Raw genomic sequence first — 24,366 nt, 5'->3', positions numbered from 1 at the left:
AAAGTTCACTTTTTATGAAAATTATTATGTAAAAAAAAGTTTACCCAAATACAAATTGGTTAAAAACCTCCGTTAGTATATATAGCCGGAGACTCTTTTACAATTCTTGTTTACTTTGAGTCGTTTGCGAATTAGCCAATGGTATAATATTCAATCTATACCGAATATTTATTATACATATGTGCATAATACTTATAAAAATTGACTTTATACCCCTCTTTCACGTTAAAATGTAAAGATGTGCTTAGAATAGATTTTAGAATATAAAAATCAGAATAGTTATCTTAATAGGAGATACATAGATGGCAGATAAGAAAGCCACGGTCCATATTGATGGGCTAGATCCAATCGAACTTCCAATTTATCAAGGTACTGCTGGCCAAGATGTAATTGACGTACGTACACTCGGCTCACATGGTCACTTTACTTATGACCCAGGTTTCATGTCGACTGGTTCTTGTGAATCTACCATCACTTACATCGATGGTGGCAAGGGTGTTTTATTACACCGTGGTTACCCAATCGAACAGTTAGCAGAAAGCTCTAACTACGTTGAGTTATGCTACTTACTATTAAATGGTGAGTTACCAACTAAAGAGCAATACGATGATTTCGCTACAAAAATCACTCGTAGCACTATGCTAGATGAAAAAATCGCAAACTTCTTCCAAGGTTTCCGTTTTGACGCTCACCCTATGGCGATGTTATGTGGTGTGGTTGGTGCTTTATCTTCTTTCTACCATGAAGATCTGGATATCACTGATGCAGTTCAACGTAAAACAAGCGCTATTAAATTAGTTGCTAAGTTACCAACAATTGCAGCAATGGCGTACAAAACAAACATCGGTCAACCATTTGTATACCCACGCAATGACTTAAGCTATGCAGAAAACTTCTTACACATGATGTTCTCTGTGCCTGCTGAAGAATACAAAGTAAACCCTGTCACAGCTAAAGCAATGGATAAAATCTTCATGCTTCATGCTGACCATGAGCAAAACGCATCAACCTCTACAGTACGTTTAGCAGGTTCTTCTGGTGCTAACCCTTATGCATGTATTGCTGCGGGTATTGCATCACTTTGGGGCCCTGCTCACGGCGGTGCTAACGAAGCATGTTTAAACATGTTAGAAGAAATTGGCTCAGTTGATCGCATTGACGAATACGTAGCAAAAGCAAAAGATAAAGCGGACCCGTTCCGTCTTATGGGCTTTGGACACCGTGTTTACAAAAACTTCGATCCTCGTGCAACAGTAATGCGTCAAACATGTCATGAAGTGTTAGCAGAGCTAAACATTCAAGATCCATTACTTGATATCGCAATGAAACTAGAGCAAATTGCCCTTGAAGACCCGTACTTTGTTGAGAAGAAACTTTACCCTAACGTAGATTTCTACTCAGGTATTATCTTAAAAGCAATCGGCATCCCTACCAGCATGTTCACTGTAATCTTTGCAATGGCACGTACTGTAGGTTGGATCTCACACTGGGACGAGATGCTTTCTCAACCTGGTCATAAGATCAGCCGTCCACGTCAGCTTTACACAGGTGAAACACACCGTGATTATAAAGCAACTGACAAGCGCTAAGCATTAAGTTAGTTTAAAAGGCCGCCTCTGCGGCCTTTTTTATTACCTGCTACTTGAGAATTATCTTAAACAGATTACAATTCCTGCCCACTTGATTAACTTTATGAGCCTATGTCTGTGTCCTCGTTTGATCCTAAAAAAATCCGTAATGACTTTCCTACTCTAAATCAGACAATTAATGGCTACCCTTTGGTTTATTTAGACTCAGCAGCAACAACACAAAAACCACAATGCGTGATTGACGCTACGACACAGTTTTACACCTTACAGAATGCAAATGTTCACCGTGGACGTCATACGCTGAGTGAGCAAGCTACAGCGGCTTATGAGCAAGTACGTCAACGCGTTGCCGATTATTTTCAAGTAACCAGTAGCGAAATAGTCTGGACCAAAGGTGCCACTGAAGCGATTAACTTAGTTGCTCATGGCTTAAGAAATACATTAACAGCTACTGACACTATTTTAATTAGCCCAATCGAACACCACGCTAATATCGTGCCGTGGCAAGAACTGGCAGCGCAAACCGGGGCAACATTAAAAACTTTACCACTTAACGCAGATGCTACATTTGATATAGCACAGTGTTGTGAAGTGATTAAGCGCACCAACCCTGCACTACTGGCTATTACTCACGCCTCTAATGCACTAGGCAATATTACTGATTTAGCCCCCTTAATAGCCTCAGCGAAGGCGGTAGGTGCGCTAACCTTAGTGGATGGCGCACAAGGGGCGCTGCATTTAAGACCGGATTTAAAAAAGCTCGATTGTGATTTTTACGTGTTTTCTGCTCATAAAATGGTGGGGCCGACAGGGCTAGGCGGTTTATATGGCCGTTATACAGCCCTTAATGCACTATCGCCTTATCAAACAGGCGGTGAAATGATTGAGAAAGTAACCTTAACGCACAGTACTTATCGTGACGCTCCCGCTAAATTTGAAGCAGGAACGCCAAATATAGCCGGCGTTTTAGGTTTTGGCGCTGCACTTGAGTATTTAATGGCGCTTGATCTGCAAACATTACAGCACTATGAACAGCAGTTGTTTATTTATGCAGCGAACGCATTGGGCAAAATAGACGGTATTATTATCTACAGCGACCTCAAATCGAATATTGGCACACTTTGCTTTAATTATAAAAATGAACATCCTTATGATCTGTCAACTTTACTTGACGGCTATGGTGTTGCTGTACGAAGTGGTCATCATTGTACCCAACCTTTAATGAGTCATTTAAACCTAAATGGCTCACTGAGAGCGAGTTTTGCTTTTTATAATACGACTAAAGATGTAGACCAATTTATTGCCGCACTCAAAGAATGCATTGCTTTATTAGACTAATTTGGATAAATAATGACACACACATATCAACTCGTAACTAAAAGTATTCAAAGCAGTAGTAGCTGGCAACAAAAGTACCGTGAAATTATGTTACTCGGTAAAACGCTGCCACCTTTAGCCGATATATTAAAAACAGATGATGCGTTAGTGCCAGGCTGTGAGAGTAAAGTATGGATGTTTGTTGAGTTTGACCTAACCGAGAATGCACTGGTTGTAATTGGAGACTCTGATACTCGCATAGTAAAAGGCTTATTGGCGTTAATTTTAGCCCTGTATAACGGTTTAACACCCGAAGAAGTGTTAGCAGTAAATGCTTATGATGAATTTGAAAAGCTTGGCTTAATCAGTCATTTGAGTGCGTCAAGGGGTAATGGAGTAAAAGCCATGGTTGAAACAATACAAACCATGGCCAAACAAAAAGCGCTTTAAGCGCTTTTTAAATACTATTAAACCAAAACACTTTATCTAAGTATTTAGACGCGCACGCTTGTCTAAGTATTTTCGAACCGCTTTAGCGGCAACAAAAAAACCAAAACTACCGGTGATCATCGTCACTGAGCCAAAGCCATTATTACAATCCATGTTCATACTGCCATCAGCATTTTGCTTCGCATGACACACACTGCCGTCACTACCTGGGTAAACAAGCTGTTCAGTGGAATATACACAGTCAATATTAAATTTACGTTTTGGGTTTGAACTGAAATTATATTGTTTACGCAAAATGTAACGCACTTTTGCAAGTAATGGATCTTGAGTGGTTTTTGCCACATCGCCAAAAGTAATTTGACTCGGATCGGTTTGACCACCTGCACCGCCAGTTGTAATTATAGGCATTTTATTACGTTTACAGTGAGCTATTAACGCCGCTTTTTCTTTAACCGCATCAATACAATCTATTACATAATCAAAACCTTGAATATGTTCTTGAATATTATCAAGGCTAATAAAGTCATCAATCACATTCACCACACACTCAGGGTTGATAAGCTTGCAGCGAGTTTTCATCGCCTCAACTTTAGCTTCTCCTATTGTGCCTGTTAAGGCATGAATTTGACGATTTACATTAGTTGCACAAATATCATCTAAATCAATTAAGGTGATTTTACCTACGCCGGTACGCGCTAGTGCTTCAGCAGTCCAACTGCCTACACCACCAATACCCACAACACAAAAATGTGCTTGCTGTAACCACTCAAATTGCTGTTGACCATACAGACGTTTAATACCACCAAAGCGGATATCAGTTACTTGTTCACTCATTTACCAATCCAGTTTCCACGGCGTTTGCCAAGAATTAAAATCTTGATGTTTAATCAATTGCGCATACTCTTCACCAGATTCTGGCAACAGGGTATGTTGTATTTTTTGCCCTTTCCATAAAAAATCCAGCGAAAATGCATGTAAATAGGTACGCTCTGCAGGGCTGCCTGCATAACTTGCATCACCCATTATGGGGGCACCCAAACTCTTTAAAGCAACTCTGAGCTGATGGGTTTTACCCGAATAGGGTTTTAATAGGTAAGCTCTAAAACCACTTTTAAAACTAAATGAATAAAACCGCGTAATAGCGGGGTTTATTTGCGAGTTTAATAATTTAAAAGTACCCCGACGTGACTTCGCCATGTCTCCTTTAACCCAACCTTGCTTTTTTTTAGGCTTAGAATCACTTACAGCTAAATAAAATTTATTAATAGTATGCTCAGTAAACATCTGGGTAAACTTTGCCGCAGCGTCTTTATGCCGCGCTAATATGATCAGCCCTGAAGTCACTTTGTCTAGACGATGAACCGCAAACAATTTTTCGTTTAGTTGTTGCTCAGCAAGAACCACAAAACCAGGGCTTTCTTCTGAATGAAAATTAAGCCCTGCAGGTTTAGTTATAATATAAAAATCATCGTGCGTGTATTGCACCTTTAACACAGGCGTATCTGCTTTATTCACGCGCTTTACTTTGAATATGCGCAACGACTTTAGCTAAATCCTCTGGTGTATCAACCCCAGCATGAGGGGTCACCAGCGCTTGCTCTATTTTAATCGCATAGCCATGGTAAAGCACCCTTAGCTGCTCTAGTGATTCTAAAACTTCTAATGGTGATACCGATAATTGAATATATTGCTTTATAAACCCTGCGCGATACGCGTAAATACCCACATGGCGTTGAAAAGGCGCTAAATTAAGTGGTTGCTGCTCTGCCATCATGGCACTTCTATCAAATGGAATGCTGGCTCTTGAAAAATATAAGGCATTTTTATTGATATCGCTGACCACTTTAACCGCGTTAGGGTTAAACACCTCATCACGCTCTTCAATGGCAACACTGAGGGTTGCCATAGGCGCGGTTGATTGCGCTAATAATGTAGCCACTTGTGACACGTTATCAGGGGATAATAATGGTTCATCGCCCTGCACATTAACCACGATAGTATCTTCTGATAAATTTAGTAAATCAACGACTTCTGCTAACCGTTCAGTCCCTGATTGATGATCTTCTCGAGTCATCAATACATCATTGGTAAAGTGTTTAGCCGCATCAAATACTTTTTGATGATCGGTGGCAATAACCACTTTACTCGCTCCCGACAAACACGCTTTTTCATAGACATGTTGGATCATTGGCTTGCCACAAATATCAGCAAGTGGTTTACCTGGCAAACGAGTAGAAGCGTAACGCGCAGGAATAACAACTACGAATTCCACTTTTCTACCTCTTCAAGAGACAATTCTCGGGCTTCATTTTCAAGTAATACCGGAATATCATCGCGTACCGGGTAAGCAAGCTTTGCAGCTGTACTGATCAGCTCTTGGTTTTCTTTATCAAAGCGCAACTTACCTTTACACACAGGGCAAGCAATAATTTCGAGTAACTTTGTATCAAAGGCCATGATGGATCCCTTTTTCTTTTAATAGTAAATTTAATGTGTTTATTACCGCCGCTGTTGGTTGAGCATCAACAGGCAGGTAATACCAATTAGGTTTTGCAAAATCACGGCATTTAACCGCATCTTTTTCTGTCATTAATACACAGTCATCGCCAAATTGAGCGAAATCATCAGCGCTATAAGCATAATGATCGCGAAAATGATGTGTAGACAGTAATTTAATACCCTGTGCTTGCAGTGAAGCCTCAAAACGACCTGGGTTACCAATAGCACTCACCGCATGCGCAGCCTTTAAAGGCGTCGCTATATCCGTGTTATCGGCAACGCGTTTAATAACCGATGGCTGCAAGCGATAACTAAACTCATCCTCAGAGCCATTTTCAATTACTACGTCTACGCTCTTTAATCGAGAGACGGTTTCGCGCAGTGGCCCTGCGGGCATTAGCAAACCATTACCAAATTTTCTTTCGCTATCAACAATACAACATTCTATGCTGCGTGCCATTTTGTAATGCTGCATGCCATCATCAGAAATGATCACATCAAGCTTAAAGTTTGCGTTGAGCTTTTCTATATTGTGTTGCCTATTAGGGCCAACCACTAATGGGCACTGTAAACGATTAAATAAAAGCACCGGCTCATCACCAGCCTCTCGTGTAGTCGTTTGTGCAGTAACCAATAACGGGTAATGAGTTGCTTGCCCGCCGTAACCTCGACTAATTAAACCAACAGATAAGCCTTTAGCAGTTAAATAATCATAAAGCCACAATACAAACGGCGTTTTACCATTACCGCCAACGCTTATATTACCAACCACAATAACCGGTGTTTTGCTGATAAACGATTTAAAAAAGCCGAACTTATAGCAATATCTACGTAGCAAAGAAATACAGCCAAAAATAGCGGACAGTGGTAATAGCAATAACGTAATTAAGCTAAAAGGTTTATACCAGCTTTGCTCTATTTTACTCACCCTTGCTCACCAAACTGCATTTTGCATAACGCAGAATAAGTGCCATCGTTAGCAAGTAAATCTGTATGGGTACCACTTTCAATAACTTGACCACTGTCTATTACATAAATGCGGTCACTATTTTCAATAGTCGATAACCTATGCGCAATTACAATAGACGTTTTGTCTTTCATTAATGTATCGAGGGCATGTTGAATGAGTTTTTCTGATTCAGTATCCAGCGCCGAGGTCGCTTCATCTAAAATTAAAATTGGTGCATCTTTTAATATTGCGCGAGCAATCGCGATACGTTGACGCTGACCACCTGAAAGCATCACTCCATTCTCACCAACCATAGTGTTAAGTTGTTCCGGTAAATCTTTAACAAACTCCCAGACATGAGCTTGTTTAGCCACAGCATGAAGCTCTTCCATCGATACATCGCGTTGGAGGCCATAACAGATATTATTTGCAATCGTGTCATTAAAAAGCACCACTTGCTGCGATACTAAAGCAAATTGACGACGTAAATCGGTGAGCTTATATTCATTTAAAGCAATACCATCCAGTAATATTTCACTGGGCGCTTCTAAATCATAATAGCGAGGTAATAAGTTTGATATGGTGGATTTACCCGAGCCTGAGCGGCCAACAAGCGCAATGCTCTCGCCCGCTTTAATAGTCATAGACAAATTATTTAATACCGGCTCGTCTTTGGTTGGGTATTTAAAGGTGACATTTTTTACCTCAATATGACCTTTAACTTTATCAACCGATAAGGTGCCTGTGTCCTTTTCTATTTCTTCATCTAGCACTAAAAATACACTCTGCGCAGCTGAAATACCGCGTTGTAAATCGCTGTTCACATTGGCAAGCTGTTTTAACGGGCGTAGTAACATCATCATCGAAGAAATGAGCACTACAAAATCCCCAGAGCTAATACTGTCTATCATTGAGGGCATAGACACCACCCATAAAATAACGGCCATTGCACTGGCGGCTAAAATTTGAATGATAGAGACACTTAACGCCTTAGTCGCATCCATTTTGATACGTTGCTGGCGATTATGATTATTAATTTTAGAAAATTGATCGATTTCTTGAGTTTGACCACCAAAGCCGTGGATCACTTTGTGACCACTGAGCATTTGCTCTGAGCTGCGGGTAACTTGCCCCATCGCAGACTGAATATTTTTAGATATATGACGAAAACGTTTAGATACCACCGCCACTATAATAGCCACTAATGGAATAATAACTAAAAAGATTAACGATAATTGCCAGCTGGTATAAAACATAACTGCAAGTAAAAACACCACAAAAGCGCCTTCACGAACTACAATAAGCAATGCTTTGGTAATCGCTTGCTGTACTTGCTCTGTATCAAAGGTAATTTTTGAAATAAGGTCGCCAGTCGAGTTTTTATCATGAAACGATACTGGCAAATGTAATATATGCTCAAATAGTTCTTGGCGAAGCGCACGCACTACCTGCGAACCAACATAGCTTAAACAGTACGATGACATAAAATTAAATACGCCACGCCCGATCACCAACGCAATAACCACAAATGGCGCATAAGTAAGTACCTGACTATTACGCTCATTTAAACCTTCATCAATAAACGGCTTCATCAGTTGGATGAATAATGCATCCATACCTGAATAACCTATCATTCCAATAATTGCGACGATGGCAACCGACTTATAGGCACCAACGTAAGAAACAAGCCGTTTATAAATTTGTGTAGTACTTTGATCCATAACACTCTCTAAAACCACTGACAGCCTCTATTGTATCCTTAGCAACAGCAAAACAAAACGTCAATCTTTGATAAACCAATAACTTTCCTGCGCCCTCGCTGTAGTAAGCTCATGGTGCTTAGCATAAAAATCAACCCTAACATGTCCTACATCACCGGTGCTATATTGTTTGGCGTTTATTTTATTGTAACGCTCAACTACCGCTTTACTTGGAAATTGCCACTGACCTTGATAGGCACTTGAATGAATCACAATCGTTGGGTTTACTGCCTTAATAAACTCGTCACCCGAGGAGCTGTCACTGCCGTGGTGTGGGCTTATCAAAACGGTACTTTGTAAATCATCTTTCTTTTTAATTAATTGCGACTCTCGCGTTTTTGATATGTCACCGGTAAGTAGCACACTATAGTTTGCAGCTGAGATTTTAACGATACAGGAATTATCATTACTATTATTAAATTCCTCTTTAGCAAAGGTTTGAATACTCAACCCATTAAAATCGCGTGTTGTTGCTATACAGTCGTTATATACACCATTTGGATGAAAATAATCAAAACTCCATGCATAACCGGCCGCTTTAAAATGCGCAACACCTCCGGCATGATCGTTATCTTGATGACTGACAATCGCGGTACTTACCGTTAGATTATGGGCGTCAATATAGGGTAGTAATACACTAGGCACACGACTAAAGCGATTAAAGTAACTCGGGCCAAAATCATAAATAAACGCATGCTTATCTTTTTTTATCAGTACCATAAGGCCATGGCCTATATCAAATACGTTCAACTGCCAAAGGCTAGATTGCGTAAAGTAATAATTAGACAGTAGAGTCAAAAGCGGAATACACGCCAGTACGCGAAGCTCAATAAAATAAAGTAAAGGAACGACACTATAAAGCAGCACCACAGTGGTTATACTTACCTGACCAACATTAAGCCAACGTATGTGCTGCGGTATAGCCAGCAACATTTGATAAATATAGGTCAGTGGAAAATCATACAACACAATAAACGCATGCCAGTCGGTTAATAACCCCAGCAACACACTTAAAAATAAAGCAGGCATTAATACAAAAGATAAAATGGGAATAGCGACAAGATTTAAAACTAAACCTGCTAAACTCACGCCATTAAAAAAGTATAATGACAGCGGTAATAAGCCAATAAATAATCCCAGTTGAATAACAAAAAGAGTGCGAATATTGGCTAACAATGAATGACCTCGCAGCGGAAACTGTTTTAAAACCATAAAAATAATACATACCGCTAAAAAGGAAAAATACAGGCCAGGATTAAGCAAACTAAATGGATTAACCGCTAGAATAATAACCAACGCATATAAAATACTTCGCCATCTAAGCGCTTGCTTCGCTAAATAATAAAGCAACAAATAACAACCCAACATAATTAAGGCGCGGGTTGCCGAAATAATGAAATCACTCAAGTAAACATAAATAAAAGCGGCAACAAAGCCAGCAGCGCTATAAAAAATAGCAATATTTAATGATTGATTTAGTTCAGGCTTAATCAACTTAAGTAAACAGCGCACTGAAAAATAACAAAAGCCGAAAACCAAAGAGATATGCAATCCAGAAATAGCCAGTAAATGACTTAACCCAAGACTTTGCATTAATTGTTTATGCTCAAAGGTCATTAACGACTTGTCTCCGGTTAAGAGCACATAATATAGCCAATTAAGCTCAGCACTACTTACGAGCTTTTTGACATAAGTCCGATAATCCGCGATATGATTATTTTGTGGGCGGTTGTAAATCGCTAACTGCTTATTTAATACTGTGCCTTTAAACGCTATTTTTTGTGTAAAGGCATAGAGTTGACTGTCGAACACAGTAAAATTTTTAATCCCCCTAAAATTTTTTAACCTAACTTGAGCAGTAAAAGCATCACCTGGCTGAATAGGTTGTGTTGAATTAATACTTAATAAGGCATTAGGTGCTCTAAACTGACTATATTCGCTATCTTCCAAACGGGTTATTTTCACTTTTACGTATTGTGGAGGTGTTGAAGAAATAACCTCTTCGACAACAACATTGACTGAATAAGCATATTTTTCGTGCTCATTAGGTAATTCAAATGAATAAAACAAGATAAAATGTGCCGCTACACAGCAAATACCGCAAATAAAGCCTAACAATACAGTTAAAAACGGCTTAAAATACGTGCTCACAATGAGGATTGAAATTGTGATAACTGTAAATTCAAGGGTTTGGTAATAAAATACGGTAACAACAACTCCGATAACAAACCCAAGACTCATCCACACAGAAGTAAATGGTTGCTTTAAATGGCTAAAAAAACGATCCAACGGTTTTTACCCGATCCAAATAAAATTAGACATCACAAATCGCTAAGAATATTTGGCCGTCTTTTACATGATGCTAACCTTTGGCATTTAAATAGACGTTCGGCACGAGGTGCTTTTGCTGTTGGGCTTTTTTTTGCTTTCATCCCTGTTCCTTTTCAAATGGTGCTCGCGGCTGCCGCAGCGATAATTTTGAGAGTTAATTTACCCATTTCTGTTGCGCTAGTATGGATCACTAATCCACTGACTATGCCGCCAATTTTTTACGGCTCCTACCTTGTTGGTACATTAGTACTTAATCAACCAGAACAACACTTTGCGTTCGAAGCCAGTTGGGCATGGTTTATAGAAAGCTTAACGACAATTGGCCCTGCATTCTTAGTCGGTTCTTTGGTATGCGCCTCTATCGCCAGTGTTATTGGCTACTTTGGAATAGATCTAATGTGGCGCCGCTCTGTAAGGCGGGCATGGGGAATGAGAAATAATTAGCCTCTCTTCCTTTAAATGCTTACATTACTATAGACAAAAAAAACCCAACTTAACAAGTTGGGTTTTTTAGTCGTTCTGTTTAACGATTTAAGCTCATTTAAAATCTAAATACACGTCTTAAACCAACAAGTGGTAGTAATAATAAACCAAACCAAGAAAAACTCGCAGAACTGCGTTCGTAAAATTCAGCATCTGGGGCTTTACAATTCTCAACTTCACCATTAGGGATAGGCGAAAGTTTTACCGCAACGGCTACACTTTCATATTCAATATTACCATTTACATCGGTAACAACTCCGCCCAATGAATTTCGTTTTTCAACTGTTTTAGTCGCAACACCAAATACTTCGTTGTTTTCATTAATCGATTTAGCTTCTACCATTTTATAGCTGAAACTGGTTTCACCATCACTGTCATAACAAGGCAGTAATTTATTTAGGTTAGTGATCTTGTCATCGCCAATTTTATAAATAAAGGCTTCTGAACGGCGGGTGTTCTCAGACTCACCAATTTCACCTTCACCAACAATGTAGCCTTGATTATTAATGTCATTTGCATATGAGCTTGAACTTAAAAAGTAATCTTCTGGAAACACAGTCGTGTTTGTATTTATATCATGGTAAAAAAGTTTATTGCGAAAGTTGCGTTCAATAGGCTTTGTCGCATAACCTACAACAATATCATTATCGTTAATAGCAAATGCTTTACCACCCTGCCAATCACCTTTTTGATCAATAAAGTCAACCACCTCACCATCTTTAAAATAAGATGGCATACTGAAAATTCTATTCTCATTATCGATATCACGAGTATCTGAGAAACCGACCGCAACGCCATTTTTATTAACCGCTAATGCATTACTAATAAATGGGTTACTGTCTTCATCTTCTTTTGGTGTCAGCGCTAAACCTAACAATTCTGTTGAGGTTACATTATAGGCACTGTCTAGTGTCCACTTAACCGCTGTTTTATTAAACACACCACGACTACGGCTATTTCTTCCACTATTATAAGACTCAACACAGGCCATCAGTGGTTCATCAAGACCATCACAATTATCAGCAATTAAGGTTTGTCTCTCTGAAGGGATACTCACTGATACATTACCAACAACAACGTAACCCGTGTCAGTGGCAACAATATCAGACGCTTTACTCGTCCCACCATGTTCAGTAAATTCTGGAACAAGCGGCACTTCTACACCGCCTTCAGAAATTAAAATACCACGTTCTATAAACTCTCGGGTAAACCAAGTTTCTTCTTCAGTTTCACCATCTGGTGTAAAAGTGATTTTATCAAACGGTGCACTGCCCCAACCTACGGTCGTACCGTCCTGTGCAACAGCATTATAAAAATTGCTGGTCGATCGCGTTAACCCATCATAATCAACCGAAGCCACATCAAACAAAGATTGCTCTGTAATTACACCACTGTTGTAATTTGTAGCAACAATTGAGCTAATTTTTTGATATTCAAAGTTAGCAGATAAGTTTGACAAAAAACGAACCATAAAAGTATGCGCATCAGCATTGGTATAAATAGCGTCGTTGTTTTCGATGTCATCAAGTGTAAACGTAATTTCTTTGTCACTTAGTTCAAATGAATTTACTTCATTAGTATAAGCGTTCTTAATTAAACTATCGGTAAAATCAATATAACTAATATCAATTGGGATATTGTATAAGCCATTAGCAAGCCCAATGACATGTCCGTTTTCACTCACATCGGTAACATAAGTATGTTTTGCGTTTTCAAAGTTACCTAACTCCGTTAACGCATAGGTAGCACTTAATGCCGATGTACTCAGTGTTGCTAAAACACTGGCCGCGAGTAATTTATATTTCATTTTATTCCTTACTACTGATTCTTTAATTCTTCAAGTTCTTCCCAACGCTCAAAAGCGGCTTCAAGGTCAGACTCGAGTTGGGCTAAATGGTTCAATTCCTTAGCTGTTACATCACTGTCTTGCTTGAAAAAGTCTTCGTGACTTACTCGTTCTTGTTGTTTTTCAAGCTCAGCTTCAAGTTGTTCCATTTTATTAGGTAGTTGCTCTAGTTCAAGTTTTAATTTGTAAGAGAGTTTATTTGCTTTGTTATTACTTTTAACGGGTGCCGGCTCAGATTTTTCAACCTTTTTAACTGGCTGCTGTTGCTGCTGCTTTTGCTGCTCTGCTAAATAGTTGGTATAGGCTTCATAATCGCTGTAACCGCCAACGATATCTGTTACCTTGCCGTTACCCTCAAAGGCCCATACACTCGAACACGTATTATCAATAAACTCACGGTCATGGCTAACTATCAGCACAGTACCTTGGTATTGATTGATGATATCTTCTAGTAACTCTAACGTTTCTATGTCTAAGTCGTTGGTAGGCTCATCAAGAACCAATATATTTGATGGCTTTAAGAATAACTTAGCCAGAAGTAATCTATTTTTTTCACCACCTGAGAGCGCTTTTACGGGGGTACGAGCACGTGCTGGCGGGAACAAAAAGTCTTGTAAATAACCTAATACATGACGAGAACGCCCGCCCATCATCACTTCTTGCTTACCCTCAGCCACGTTATCTTGAACGGTCGCTTCTTCATCAAGCTTTTCACGGTACTGATCAAAATAAGCAAACTCTAGATTAACACCTTGCTTTATTTCGCCACTGTCAGCTTTTAAATCACCAAATAGTAATTTTAATAGTGTTGTTTTACCAATGCCGTTAGGGCCGACTAATCCAATACGATCACCACGCATAACCAAAGTAGAGAAGTCATCAGCAATGATTTTATCTTTAAATGCATGGTTTAAGTGTTTCGCTTCAAACACTAATTTACCTGAACGATCAGCCGTTTCAATATTGAAATCGGTTTTGCCTACTTGATCAACGCGTTTTTTACGCTCATTACGTAATTGTTTAAGCTCACGAACTCGCCCTTCGTTACGCGTACGACGCGCTTTAACACCTTGGCGGATCCACGCTTCTTCTTCTGCTAAACGCTTATCGAACAATGCATTTTGCGTTTCTTCCACTTTTAAATCATGCGCTTTTTGTTCTAAGTAAGTGGCATAATCACCTGGATAAGAAATTAGTTTACCGCGATCTAAATCTAAAATACGTGTTGCAACGGCGCGAATAAAAGCACGGTCATGCGATATAAATACAATCCCGCCTTTAAACTCTTTTAAAAATTGCTCTAACCACATTACACTTGTCATATCTAAGTGGTTGGTAGGCTCATCGAGTAATAATAAATCAGGCTCGCTCACTAGCGCACGCGCAAGTGCAACTTTACGTAACCAACCACCAGAAAGTGATTCTAGTTTTGCATCGGGGGTTAATTCTAGTTGGGTTAAAACCAGTTGAATACGGCTATCAAAACGCCAGCCATCAGCTGCTTCTAACTTATTTGATAAGCGCTCTAATTTATTGAGTAACTGATCAGTACAATCTGTTTGCAATTGTGTACTTACATGATGAAAATCAATCAGTAAGTTAGCAATTTCCGGCATACCTTGGGCAACATAATCAAATACAGTACCGCTTGCCCCTTTAGGCGGATCTTGTTCTAAACGCGATATTTTTAAACTACCGACTTGGTTTATTTCGCCGTCATCGAGTATTACTTGGCCATCTAAGACTTTTAGAAGCGTTGATTTACCCGCACCGTTACGCCCTACAATACACACACGTTCGCCGCTTTCTATAACCGCATCGGCATTATCTAATAATGGGTGCGTACCGTAGGCTAATTGTGCTTTTGAAATTCTAATTAAATCCATAATTAATCTTTACTCTTATTCTGCTTGCGCTAAAAACTGCTGCGCCTGAGGTGCAGTAAACGGCCAAAACAATTGCTGGCCTTGTTGATTTTTTAAAACCGGAATACTGATTTGATACTCTAAAATTAATGAGTCATCGCTCATAATATCAATAAGTTGTAATTCATCAGCTGATGAAAGTAACGGTTTTAACAGTTGCTCAGCTTGCTCACACAAGTGGCAACCGTCTGTGTGATATAAAACCCAATTAGCCATGTTTAATTAACCAGCTATTATGAATTTTTTTATTACGTTTAAAATCGGGAGATAAGGTTTTTTCTGAAATATTTTCCGCTTTTAAGCCTAAGCCCATTAACCCTACTTCGTCCATCACAAAGCCGCGTTTATTGTTAGAAAATATAAGCGTACCCGATGGGCTCAATATTTTTTTAACCCAAGTTAACAGCTTAATGTGATCATTTTGTACATCAAACGCATCTTTCATTCGCTTAGAGTTAGAAAATGTTGGAGGGTCTAAAAAGATCAAGTCGTATTGGCCTTTTGCATGCTCTAACCATTTTAAACAGTCTGCTTGCTCAAACCGATAACGCGTATTGCTAATATCGTTAAGCGCAAAGTTATCTTGCCCCCATTTTAGGTAGGTTTTAGATAAATCAACGGTAGTAATCGCTTTTGCACCGCCTAATGCAGCATGAACCGACGCTGTTCCCGTGTAGGCAAACAGATTTAAAAAGCGCTTATCTTTTGCATTTTCTTGAATGTAACGACGTGCAAGACGGTGATCTAAAAATAGTCCGGTGTCTAAGTAATCAAATAAGTTAACTTTAAACTTAGCACCAAACTCCTCTACCACCATGGTTCTGTTTTGCTTAGCCATGGGGGTATATTGTTCTTCACCTTTTTGCTTTTTACGTACTTTTACCGCAATGTTTTCAGGTGCAATATCCAATTGTTGCGCTGTTAAGCTAATAACGTCTTGCAAGCGTTTTTCTGAGGTTTTTTCATCAATTTCTTTTGGTGCTGCGTATTCAAAAATAACCGCTGAATCACCATAAATATCAACCGCAACGTTATATTCAGGAATATCTGCATCATACACGCGATAGGCATGTACTTGATTTTGCTTAAGCCAATTTTTTAAGCCTTGCTTATTCTTTTTCAAGCGATTAGCAAAAGCCATTGAGCCTTCAAAGTTTAAAGCCGGTTTATCATCCGTGGTAAGACTCACTTGCTTGTCATCAAGTTGATACAAGTTTAATTCAACATCAAGTGGGCCATTTTTAAATTTATAACGTTTTTGCTTAACCAATTTAAGCAGTTTAAACAAGCTTTCATCCATGCCTAATAAAGCTAGTTTCCAGTGGTTGAAGTGTTTTTTAAAGCCAACACCTAAACTGCGATGTAAGTTAACCAGCTCAGCCATAGAGCCAATTCGCTCACCGTAAGGTAAATTAGAAATAACAACACCCGGCAATTTAGCAACTGCAGTCAATTTAGTTGCATCGCTTTGTTTAAACTTAATTACCGTATCAAGTTCTGCGCGCTGCGCATTGGCAATGGCTTTATCAAGGACATTTGCGTCGTAATCATGGCCAATCAACCACAATTTAGGGTCGGTAATATTTGCTAAAAGCTGCTCTTTAAGTTCTTTGAATTTTGCTACTCTAAAGCTAGGTAAACGCTCAAACGCAAAGCCTTCACGAAATAGACCTGGCGCTTCATTACGCGCCATTCCAGCGGCTTCAATTAAAATAGTACCAGCACCACAACAGGGATCAAATAAAGGCTGATTAACATTTTCAAGCCAGCCACTGCGCTTAATAATTGCTGCAGCTAAATGTTCTTTAATTGGTGCTTTACCTTGACCTTGACGGTAACCACGCTCTGATAAACGCGGGCCAGAGTAATCAATATAAAGTGAAACACCATGGCGATTTAAACGTGCAACCACTCGTACATTGGCATCTTGCTTATCAACATTTGGGCGCTGTTCATACAGATCATTAAAATAATCAACAATCGCATCTTTAATCACTAACCCTGAAAACTGGGTATTTTTAAGCGAGTCGTTTGTGCCATTAAAGTCAACAGCAAAGGTTTGCGTAGGCCCAAACCACTCTTGCCAAGGTTGTAAGCGTGCAAATTTATACAAGCTGTCTTTGTCATTTACGCCTTCTTTTTCTTCAATAAGCATAAGTACACGCGTAGCAAAGCGTGTTGATAAACACACCTTTTGCGCTAGCAATGAGTCAGCCTCAAAGCGAACAGAACCCACAGTTTGTTTTGACACCGTAGCGCCAAGCTCTGTAAGTTCATCAACCAATAAATTTTCGATTCCGATAGAAGTAAGTGCGATAAATTGCAAAGTAAAAACCCTTAATAGCTAATTGCGCGGGATTATAACATAGGTTTGCGTACAAATACGCCATAAACACGGTGGGAAAACTAAATTAGATTAAGCGGTTTGACTATCGTACTGTGAGATAATAAGCGGGTGAACACGGTTGTTTAATACGCGGATCACTTCAAACTGTGAGAGTGATAAATTATCGTCAAGCGCAAAGGTTTCGCTTAAATTAATACACACAGAAGCATCAGGGCAATGCTCCACAATTAAAAACTCGCCAGTTTGAGATTCAGAGCTCAAGTTGATAACGGCTTCAGTACTAGGTGTTGTACCCGTGTAAGTTTTAAAAAACCAACTTTTAGCTAAAACGGGCTTTAATTGAAACTTAACCGCGGTGGCATTGAGCGCTATTTGACATAATTGCGCAGGATTCCATAAGTTAAACTGCTCGAGGTAATAATATACCTGCTCATAAAAAGCGGCGTCTTCTAAACTAAAGTAAGGGTTTTTAAAGGTGCAATCCGTTAATTGCCTTAGTTTATAAGGGGTGCATAGTTGCAAATCGTCATTTAAATCTAGCAATAAGCGGTTTTTTTTAGCACACACTATCCACTGCCATTGCTTTGACGCTTGTAACATATGCTCCTCCCTTCCTAGTACTTAATATGTAAATAAGACAATAAGCTTAGAGTATAGCTGCTTTTGACCATTTTTAAAATGTCTTTTTAGAACATTTATCGAACGATCAAAAGCTTAGATAAAAGATCCTTATAAGCCTTTAATGATCGACTTGACCAATTGTGGTCCTTTATAAATAAATCCAGTGTAAACTTGAATCAAATCAGCCCCTGCGTTCATCTTCTCTTTAGCCGATTGAACGTCATCAATACCGCCTACACCAATGATAGGTAATTGATTATTAGTTAAACGTTTTAGTTCAGAAACAATATGAGTTGAACGCTCTCTAACCGGAGCACCCGATAACCCCCCTGCTTCATCAGCATACTGCTGACCTTGCACTAGGCTACGCTCAAGGGTGGTATTTGTGGCAATCACACCATCAATTTTATTCGTTAATAATGATTCGCTCACTTGTTCAATTTGAATAGGATCTAAGTCTGGCGCAATTTTAACCAGCATAGGTACATTTTTATTATGCTTGGCAATTAAATCTAACTGTTCATTTTTTAAACTTTGCAATAGGTCATCTAATGCTGCGCCATATTGTAAGTCACGCAATCCTGGTGTGTTAGGTGATGAAATATTGACGGTTATGTAAGATGCATACTCAAACACTTTTCGCATACAGTGAATGTAATCATCTTTGCCTTGTTCATTCGGCGTATCTTTATTTTTACCAATATTAATACCTAAAATGCCATCATACTTTGCTGCTTTTACGTTATTTACTAGATTATCAACGCCTTTATTATTAAAGCCCATGCGATTAATAATTGCATTCGACTGTGGCAATCTAAACATACGAGGCTTATCGTTACCTGCTTGTGGACGCGGTGTTACTGTGCCTACTTCGACAAAACCAAACCCCATTTGGGCAAATGCATCAATACACTCGGCATTTTTATCAAGACCAGCGGCAAGCCCTACGGGATTTTTAAATTCGAGGCCTAAAAAGTTCACAGGCTTATTTGCCACGCTTTGTGACCACGCGGCACTTAACGGTGTATTAGCAAAGCGACGTAAGTTATTAAGAGCAAAATCATGGGCCCACTCCGCATCACGGGTAAACATAAAACGGCGAGCTAAATCGTAAAACATGAATATAATCCTCTTAAAGTTGTAGACAAAAAAATACCTCAGACAAGGCTGAGGTATTATATAACAAAAAACTGTTTAACGATTAATTTTAATCAGTTGCAGTTTATTACTTTGCAGAGGTATCACAGTTGTGGCCTAGTAACATAAGCTCTCTAAGTGCAACTGAGAATTTTGCAAAGTCATGACTTTGCGATGTTTTAAATTCAGTTAGCATTTGTTTCCAGCGCTGTAACAACAGATCTTGGCTATCCATCCACTGTTCAATTTGGCCATCAACATCACTACTATCACCTTCAAAGCTGTTTAACACTACTTCAGATAATGTACGTTGTTGCCAATCTAACTCTTCACGATATGAAGCACGCGCAAGTGCTTGCCAATGGTTTGAAACAGGTTGATTAGTAATTTGGTCTAAGAACCAATGTAGCCCCATTTGCGCACCAAGTTTGAAGTAAGTGTGCGATACCATATCGATTTTACGATTAGAGTTTTGCGCAATTTGTGTCAAGTCCATTACAGAGAACAAGCTTGATAACGATACAATACGCTGAGCAATCTCAACCGGAACACCGCTTTGCGTTAGCTCTTCACGTGCACTTTCTATACGATCGCTTTCTGCTTTAACAATGTATTTATTTAAGTTTTCACTTAAATCGGCAAATGTTGGTGCAAATGCTTCAATTGATTGCTCAATTGTTTGTGCTTTCGTACGGTGACGTAAGAACCAACGAGTTGCACGACGAACAGTACGACGTAACTGGTACAACATTTCTGTTTGTACGTTAGACGGTATCTTGTTATCTAAGTCACTAATTGATAACCAAGTGTCACGCATTTGGAATATTTCACTTGCGATTGAATAACATAATGCAATCTCAGCTTCGTTTGCACCTGTTTCTTCATTCATACGCACCATAAAGTTTAAGCCCATATCGTTAACAATATTATTTGCTAACTTAGTGGCAATGATCTCTTTGCGTAGTGGGTGATTATTCATAGCATCGTTAAACTTCTCACGTAATGGACGTGGGAATGATTTAACCAATAACTGACGATAGTAAGGGTTTTCGGTAATTTCGTCGGTTACTAATGACTCTTTAAGAACCATTTTCGCATAAGAGACCAACACTGAAAGCTCAGGACGTGTTAAATCTCTGCCTGCGGCAGCACGCTCTGCTAACTCCTCATCCGTCGGAATAAACTCAATCGCACGGTCTAACTTGCCTTCTTTTTCAAGCGCATGAATAAAACGAATTTTTTCTTTAAGCGTTGAGGTCCCTTTCGATTGGGTAATCGATAAAGTGTGTGTTTGACGATAACAGTCTTTAAGCACTAATTCAGATACTTCGTCGGTCATTGAGTAAAGTAACTCATCACGTTGCTTACGTGTTAAATCACCTTCGGCAACTAAACCATTAAGTAAGATTTTAATGTTTACTTCGTTATCTGAACACGCAACACCGCCTACGTTATCGATAAAATCAGTATTTACACGGCCACCTTTAGCAGCAAATTCAATACGACCTAACTGGGTTGCCCCTAAGTTACCGCCTTCGCCAAAGACTTTAGCACCAAGGTCTTTACCATTAATGCGCAGTGCATCGTTTGCACGGTCCCCTACATCCGCATCTGTTTCTTTAGAGTGCTTAATGTATGTACCAATACCGCCATTCCACAATAAATCAAACTCCATCATAAGTGAGGCTTTGATCAATTCATTAGGCGTCATGCTGGCTTTTTTAGTGCCCAACATTTTTTTCATTTCTGGGGTTAGCGTAATCGACTTGGCTGCACGAGAGAACACACCACCGCCGCTTGAAATTAACTCTTTGTTGTAATCTTCCCATGATGAACGTGGCAAATTAAATAAACGCTCGCGCTCTGGGTAAGAAGCAGCTGCATCAGGGTTTGGATCCACAAAAATATGTAAGTGGTTAAACGCCACTTGCAAACGAATGTGCTTTGATAACAACATACCATTACCAAATACATCACCGGCCATGTCACCAATGGCAACGGCAGTAAAGTCTGTGGTTTGACAGTTAATATCCATTTCACGGAAATGACGCTTAACAGACTCCCATGCACCACGCGCAGTAATACCCATTTTCTTATGGTCGTAACCTACTGAACCACCTGATGCAAACGCATCACCCAGCCAGAAGTTATATTCGATTGCGATACCGTTCGCGATATCAGAGAAAGTCGCAGTTCCTTTGTCCGCTGCAACCACTAGGTACGCATCGTCTTCATCATGACGAGTAACATCAACAGCAGGTACAACTTCGCCGCGCTCAATATTATCTGTGATATCTAATAAGCCACGAATGAAGATTTTGTAACATTCTTGGCCTTCTTTGATAAACGCTTCGCGCTCACTAGGTAGTTGTTTACATACAAAGCCACCTTTTGAACCAACCGGTACAATTACGGTATTTTTAACCTGCTGCGCTTTTACCAAGCCCAAAACTTCAGTACGGAAGTCTTCACGACGGTCTGACCAACGAAGGCCGCCACGCGCAACTTTACCAAAGCGTAAATGCACACCTTCAACACGCGGCGAGTAAACGAAAATCTCAAACGCAGGAACAGGCAGTGGTACTTCTGGAATTAAACTTGGTTGAATTTTAAGTGAAATGTATGACTTAAACTTACCTTCAGCATCTTTTTGGAAGTAGTTTGTACGCAGCGTTGCAACAATCATATCAACGTATAAACGGATAATACGGTCATCATCAAGATTCGCTACGTTTTCTAACTCTGCATAAATTTCTAAGCCTAGTTTTTCAAGTGTTTTAGCACTTGCAGGACTTTTAACTGAGAATTTTTTAGCAAATAAATTAACGATTTTAGCCGCGATGTGTGGGTAATTAGCAAAGGTGCTTTCGATGTACGTTTGCGAAAAAGTAACCCCAATTTGGCGCATGTATTTAGCGTACGCACGTAAAATTGATGCTTCGCGACCGGTTAACCCACCCATTAACACTAAACGGTTAAAACCATCGTTTTCTAAACGATTTGCCCACACACTGGTTAGTGCGGCACGAAAACGTGCGGAAATTTTATCAAAATCGGCCATCCCTTTGCTATCAATCAGCATTGAGAAGTCCATGATCCAATTAATGCCACCATCACTGGTTTTAACTGAGTAAGGTGTTTCACCTACAACACGTAAACCAAAGTTTTCCAGCATTGGCATCACATCTGATAAGTGAATTGGCTCATCTTTGTGGAATAAGCTTAAACGAACAATATTGCTGCTCGCCTCTTCTTGTGGACGATAAAACAACATCTCAAGTTTGTTGTCATCGTTTAGCATTTCTAGCTTTTCAATATCAACAACAGCGGCACTTGGTAGTACTTCTTCTTTGTATGAACGTGCAAAAGCGTTGCAGTATTTACGGTTTAATTCGTTACCACGTGCTTCACCAGCAGATTCGAGTAAGGCTGATTGGAGTTTATCTTCCCAGGTACGAGCGGCTTCAATTAGATTATTTTCTATGTCTTTCACGTTATATTCAATATTGTTATCGGTCACACGAACGGTGTAATGAGTACGCGCCAGTGTTGACTCTGAGAAATAGGTAGTAAATTCGACTTTAACGTCAGAATTAAATGCATTCGCTAAAATAGCCTGCGTTTCGCGGCGCAGCGCCGTGTTATAACGTTCACGTGGTACATACACCATACAAGATAGGAAGCGACCGTATGCATCTTTGCGAACAAATAAACGACACATATCGCGTTCTTGAATTTGTAACACGCCCATAGCAACTTCAAGTAGCTCATGTTCGCGAGCTTGCACTAATTCGTCACGTGGGTAGGTTTCTAAGATGTTTAATACCGCTTTGTATGCATGTGTACCCTTAGCAAAATCACACATATCCATAATGCGATTAATCTTGCTTTTAAGAACCGGGACATCAGCAGCGCTGTTGTTATAAAAGTTAGATGAGAATAAACCTATAAAACGGTCTTCACCAATCACATTACCTTTGTCATCAAAACGCTTAACACCCACATAATCAATATAGGCTGGGCGATGAACTCGAGATAATGAATTGGTTTTTGTTAAAATTAATAAGTTACTACTACGTGCTTCTTGACGAGCCACTTCAGGTAACTCAGAAAGCAAACGTGTATGCTCAGCATCTGAGTTTTTCATTAACCCTAAGCTGGTATCCATTTTACCTTTTAATTGATAATCACCTTGGACTGGCGAGAGCTCATATTGGCGGTAACCCATTAATGTAAAGTTGTCTTTTACTAGCCAATCTAAGAACTCAACGGTTTCATTTATTTCGTTATCATTTTTATCTTTGTGGCTTTTAGGCAAGCTTTTGCTAACTGCGATTAGTTTTTCGCGAATAGGCTGCCAATCTTCAACCGCAACCGATACATCAACGAGTACAGATTCAAGTTCTTTTTTGAAAGACTCAATAACAGTAGCATCTGTTTGACGGTCAATTTCTATGAAGAATACTGTTTTTGTTGATGTTGATTCTTGCTCTGCTTTTAAGCTTGATAACCCTGATATTTTATCGTTTTTATCACGTTGAATTTTCAGTGGGCTATGTAGAAGTAAGTGAGAGGCAATGTTTTCTCGTGTCATGGCCATACGCACAGAGTCAACTAAAAATGGCATATCTTTAGCAATGATCTCTACAATGGTATGCGATGACTGCCAGCCATCTTTTGCCACTTCAGGGTTGAAAACGCGAATAACTGCGTCATCTGATGTATTTTTTTCTAGCGAATTCCAAAGGCTAAGTGCAGCACCATATAAGTCACTGTCGTTGCGATTTGCCAAATCCTCTTTAGACATATTGCTGTACAAGGCTTTGGCGAATTTCTCAACGAGTAACACATTATCAGCGCGAACTTTTTTCTGGATAAGCTTACAGACGTTATCTAAAATAACCGAGGCTTGGCCTTCATTTCGTGTCATTGTATGTTCCTTAATCTATCACTGCTAGTTTAGCAGAGTATTTGTACAGCCATTTATTAGCGTGGAGTCAGTTAAATTCTAACCCTTTTGAAACTAATAAACAGCCTTTTCGATGAAAACATTTTAAGCATTTCAGCTATTTGGTCATCTATTCACAAAATATAGATATAAATGGCCATTAC

18 protein-coding genes are annotated in these 24,366 nt (G+C 39.4%); 4 read left to right on the top strand and 14 right to left on the bottom strand.

Going from position 1 to position 24,366, the window contains the following annotated elements; all coding sequences use genetic code 11:
- Positions 1-302: 302 nt before the first annotated feature.
- The 3 genes from BM380_RS01550 to BM380_RS01540 all read left to right on the top strand — a co-directional run bounded on the left by BM380_RS01550 (position 303) and on the right by BM380_RS01540 (position 3,356).
- Positions 303-1,589, top strand: a complete 1,287-nt coding sequence (locus BM380_RS01550; RefSeq protein ID WP_013465014.1) for a citrate synthase — start codon at positions 303-305, stop codon at positions 1,587-1,589.
- 111 nt (positions 1,590-1,700) lie between these two features.
- Positions 1,701-2,927 (top strand): aminotransferase class V-fold PLP-dependent enzyme, encoded by a 1,227-nt coding sequence (locus tag BM380_RS01545; protein ID WP_090492509.1) that lies wholly within the window; start codon positions 1,701-1,703, stop codon positions 2,925-2,927.
- Positions 2,928-2,939: 12 nt separating this feature from the next.
- Positions 2,940-3,356, top strand: coding sequence for a SufE family protein (locus tag BM380_RS01540; RefSeq protein WP_024603040.1), 417 nt, complete (start codon positions 2,940-2,942; stop codon positions 3,354-3,356).
- A gap of 36 nt (positions 3,357-3,392) precedes the next feature.
- On the opposite strand, the gene tcdA is transcribed toward BM380_RS01540, so the two are convergent.
- From tcdA to BM380_RS01505, 7 genes are read right to left on the bottom strand one after another with little or no spacing between them, the layout of a single operon-like run.
- The gene (gene tcdA / locus BM380_RS01535) at positions 3,393-4,190 is read right to left on the bottom strand and encodes a tRNA cyclic N6-threonylcarbamoyladenosine(37) synthase TcdA (protein ID WP_024603041.1); all 798 of its coding nucleotides are present in this window, start codon (positions 4,188-4,190) and stop codon (positions 3,393-3,395) included.
- Entirely contained in the window at positions 4,191-4,871 is a 681-nt protein-coding gene (locus BM380_RS01530; RefSeq protein WP_090492507.1) for a TIGR01621 family pseudouridine synthase, read from the bottom strand.
- Positions 4,864-5,628 (bottom strand): 3-deoxy-manno-octulosonate cytidylyltransferase, encoded by a 765-nt coding sequence (kdsB, locus tag BM380_RS01525; protein ID WP_024603043.1) that lies wholly within the window; start codon positions 5,626-5,628, stop codon positions 4,864-4,866. The genes BM380_RS01530 and kdsB overlap by 8 nt, the downstream gene beginning before the upstream one ends.
- Positions 5,616-5,813 (bottom strand): Trm112 family protein, encoded by a 198-nt coding sequence (locus BM380_RS01520; RefSeq protein ID WP_008112074.1) that lies wholly within the window; start codon positions 5,811-5,813, stop codon positions 5,616-5,618. The genes kdsB and BM380_RS01520 overlap by 13 nt, the downstream gene beginning before the upstream one ends.
- Positions 5,803-6,783 carry a tetraacyldisaccharide 4'-kinase gene (lpxK, locus tag BM380_RS01515; RefSeq protein WP_090492505.1) on the bottom strand — a complete coding sequence of 327 codons (981 nt, stop codon included), beginning with the start codon at positions 6,781-6,783 and terminating at the stop codon, positions 5,803-5,805. The genes BM380_RS01520 and lpxK overlap by 11 nt, the downstream gene beginning before the upstream one ends.
- The gene (msbA, locus tag BM380_RS01510; protein WP_013465021.1) at positions 6,780-8,525 is read right to left on the bottom strand and encodes a lipid A export permease/ATP-binding protein MsbA; all 1,746 of its coding nucleotides are present in this window, start codon (positions 8,523-8,525) and stop codon (positions 6,780-6,782) included. Before msbA ends, lpxK begins: the two co-directional genes overlap by 4 nt.
- A gap of 60 nt (positions 8,526-8,585) precedes the next feature.
- Complete coding sequence (locus tag BM380_RS01505) at positions 8,586-10,853, bottom strand: DNA internalization-related competence protein ComEC/Rec2 (protein ID WP_090492502.1); 2,268 nt, start codon at positions 10,851-10,853, stop codon at positions 8,586-8,588.
- Between BM380_RS01505 and BM380_RS01500 the strand changes: the two genes are divergently transcribed.
- Entirely contained in the window at positions 10,833-11,339 is a 507-nt protein-coding gene (locus BM380_RS01500) for a DUF2062 domain-containing protein (protein ID WP_024603046.1), read from the top strand. The two genes, BM380_RS01505 and BM380_RS01500, sit on opposite strands and share 21 nt — an antisense overlap.
- A gap of 97 nt (positions 11,340-11,436) precedes the next feature.
- Here BM380_RS01500 and BM380_RS01495 read toward each other — a convergent pair whose 3' ends face one another.
- The 7 genes from BM380_RS01495 to BM380_RS01465 form a co-directional block, all read right to left on the bottom strand.
- Entirely contained in the window at positions 11,437-13,185 is a 1,749-nt protein-coding gene (locus BM380_RS01495; protein ID WP_090492500.1) for a DUF3466 family protein, read from the bottom strand.
- A gap of 11 nt (positions 13,186-13,196) precedes the next feature.
- Complete coding sequence (locus BM380_RS01490) at positions 13,197-15,110, bottom strand: ATP-binding cassette ATPase Uup (RefSeq protein WP_024603048.1); 1,914 nt, start codon at positions 15,108-15,110, stop codon at positions 13,197-13,199.
- A gap of 15 nt (positions 15,111-15,125) precedes the next feature.
- Entirely contained in the window at positions 15,126-15,365 is a 240-nt protein-coding gene (locus BM380_RS01485) for a glutaredoxin family protein (RefSeq protein ID WP_090492498.1), read from the bottom strand.
- Entirely contained in the window at positions 15,358-17,475 is a 2,118-nt protein-coding gene (gene rlmKL / locus BM380_RS01480) for a bifunctional 23S rRNA (guanine(2069)-N(7))-methyltransferase RlmK/23S rRNA (guanine(2445)-N(2))-methyltransferase RlmL (protein WP_090492496.1), read from the bottom strand. The genes BM380_RS01485 and rlmKL overlap by 8 nt, the downstream gene beginning before the upstream one ends.
- Positions 17,476-17,565: 90 nt before the next feature.
- Positions 17,566-18,096 (bottom strand): cell division protein ZapC domain-containing protein, encoded by a 531-nt coding sequence (locus BM380_RS01475; RefSeq protein WP_090492494.1) that lies wholly within the window; start codon positions 18,094-18,096, stop codon positions 17,566-17,568.
- A gap of 129 nt (positions 18,097-18,225) precedes the next feature.
- A complete protein-coding gene (gene pyrD / locus BM380_RS01470) occupies positions 18,226-19,236 on the bottom strand; it encodes a quinone-dependent dihydroorotate dehydrogenase (RefSeq protein ID WP_090492492.1) in 1,011 nt (336 codons plus the stop codon).
- 106 nt (positions 19,237-19,342) lie between these two features.
- Positions 19,343-24,184 (bottom strand): NAD-glutamate dehydrogenase, encoded by a 4,842-nt coding sequence (locus tag BM380_RS01465; protein ID WP_090492490.1) that lies wholly within the window; start codon positions 24,182-24,184, stop codon positions 19,343-19,345.
- Positions 24,185-24,366: the final 182 nt, after the last annotated feature.

It is taken from the genome of Pseudoalteromonas sp. DSM 26666 (assembly GCF_900116475.1).
GTDB lineage: Bacteria > Pseudomonadota > Gammaproteobacteria > Enterobacterales > Alteromonadaceae > Pseudoalteromonas > Pseudoalteromonas tetraodonis.
Note: the sequence above shows the minus strand (reverse complement) of the source record. Positions and strands in the feature narration are given on the sequence as shown.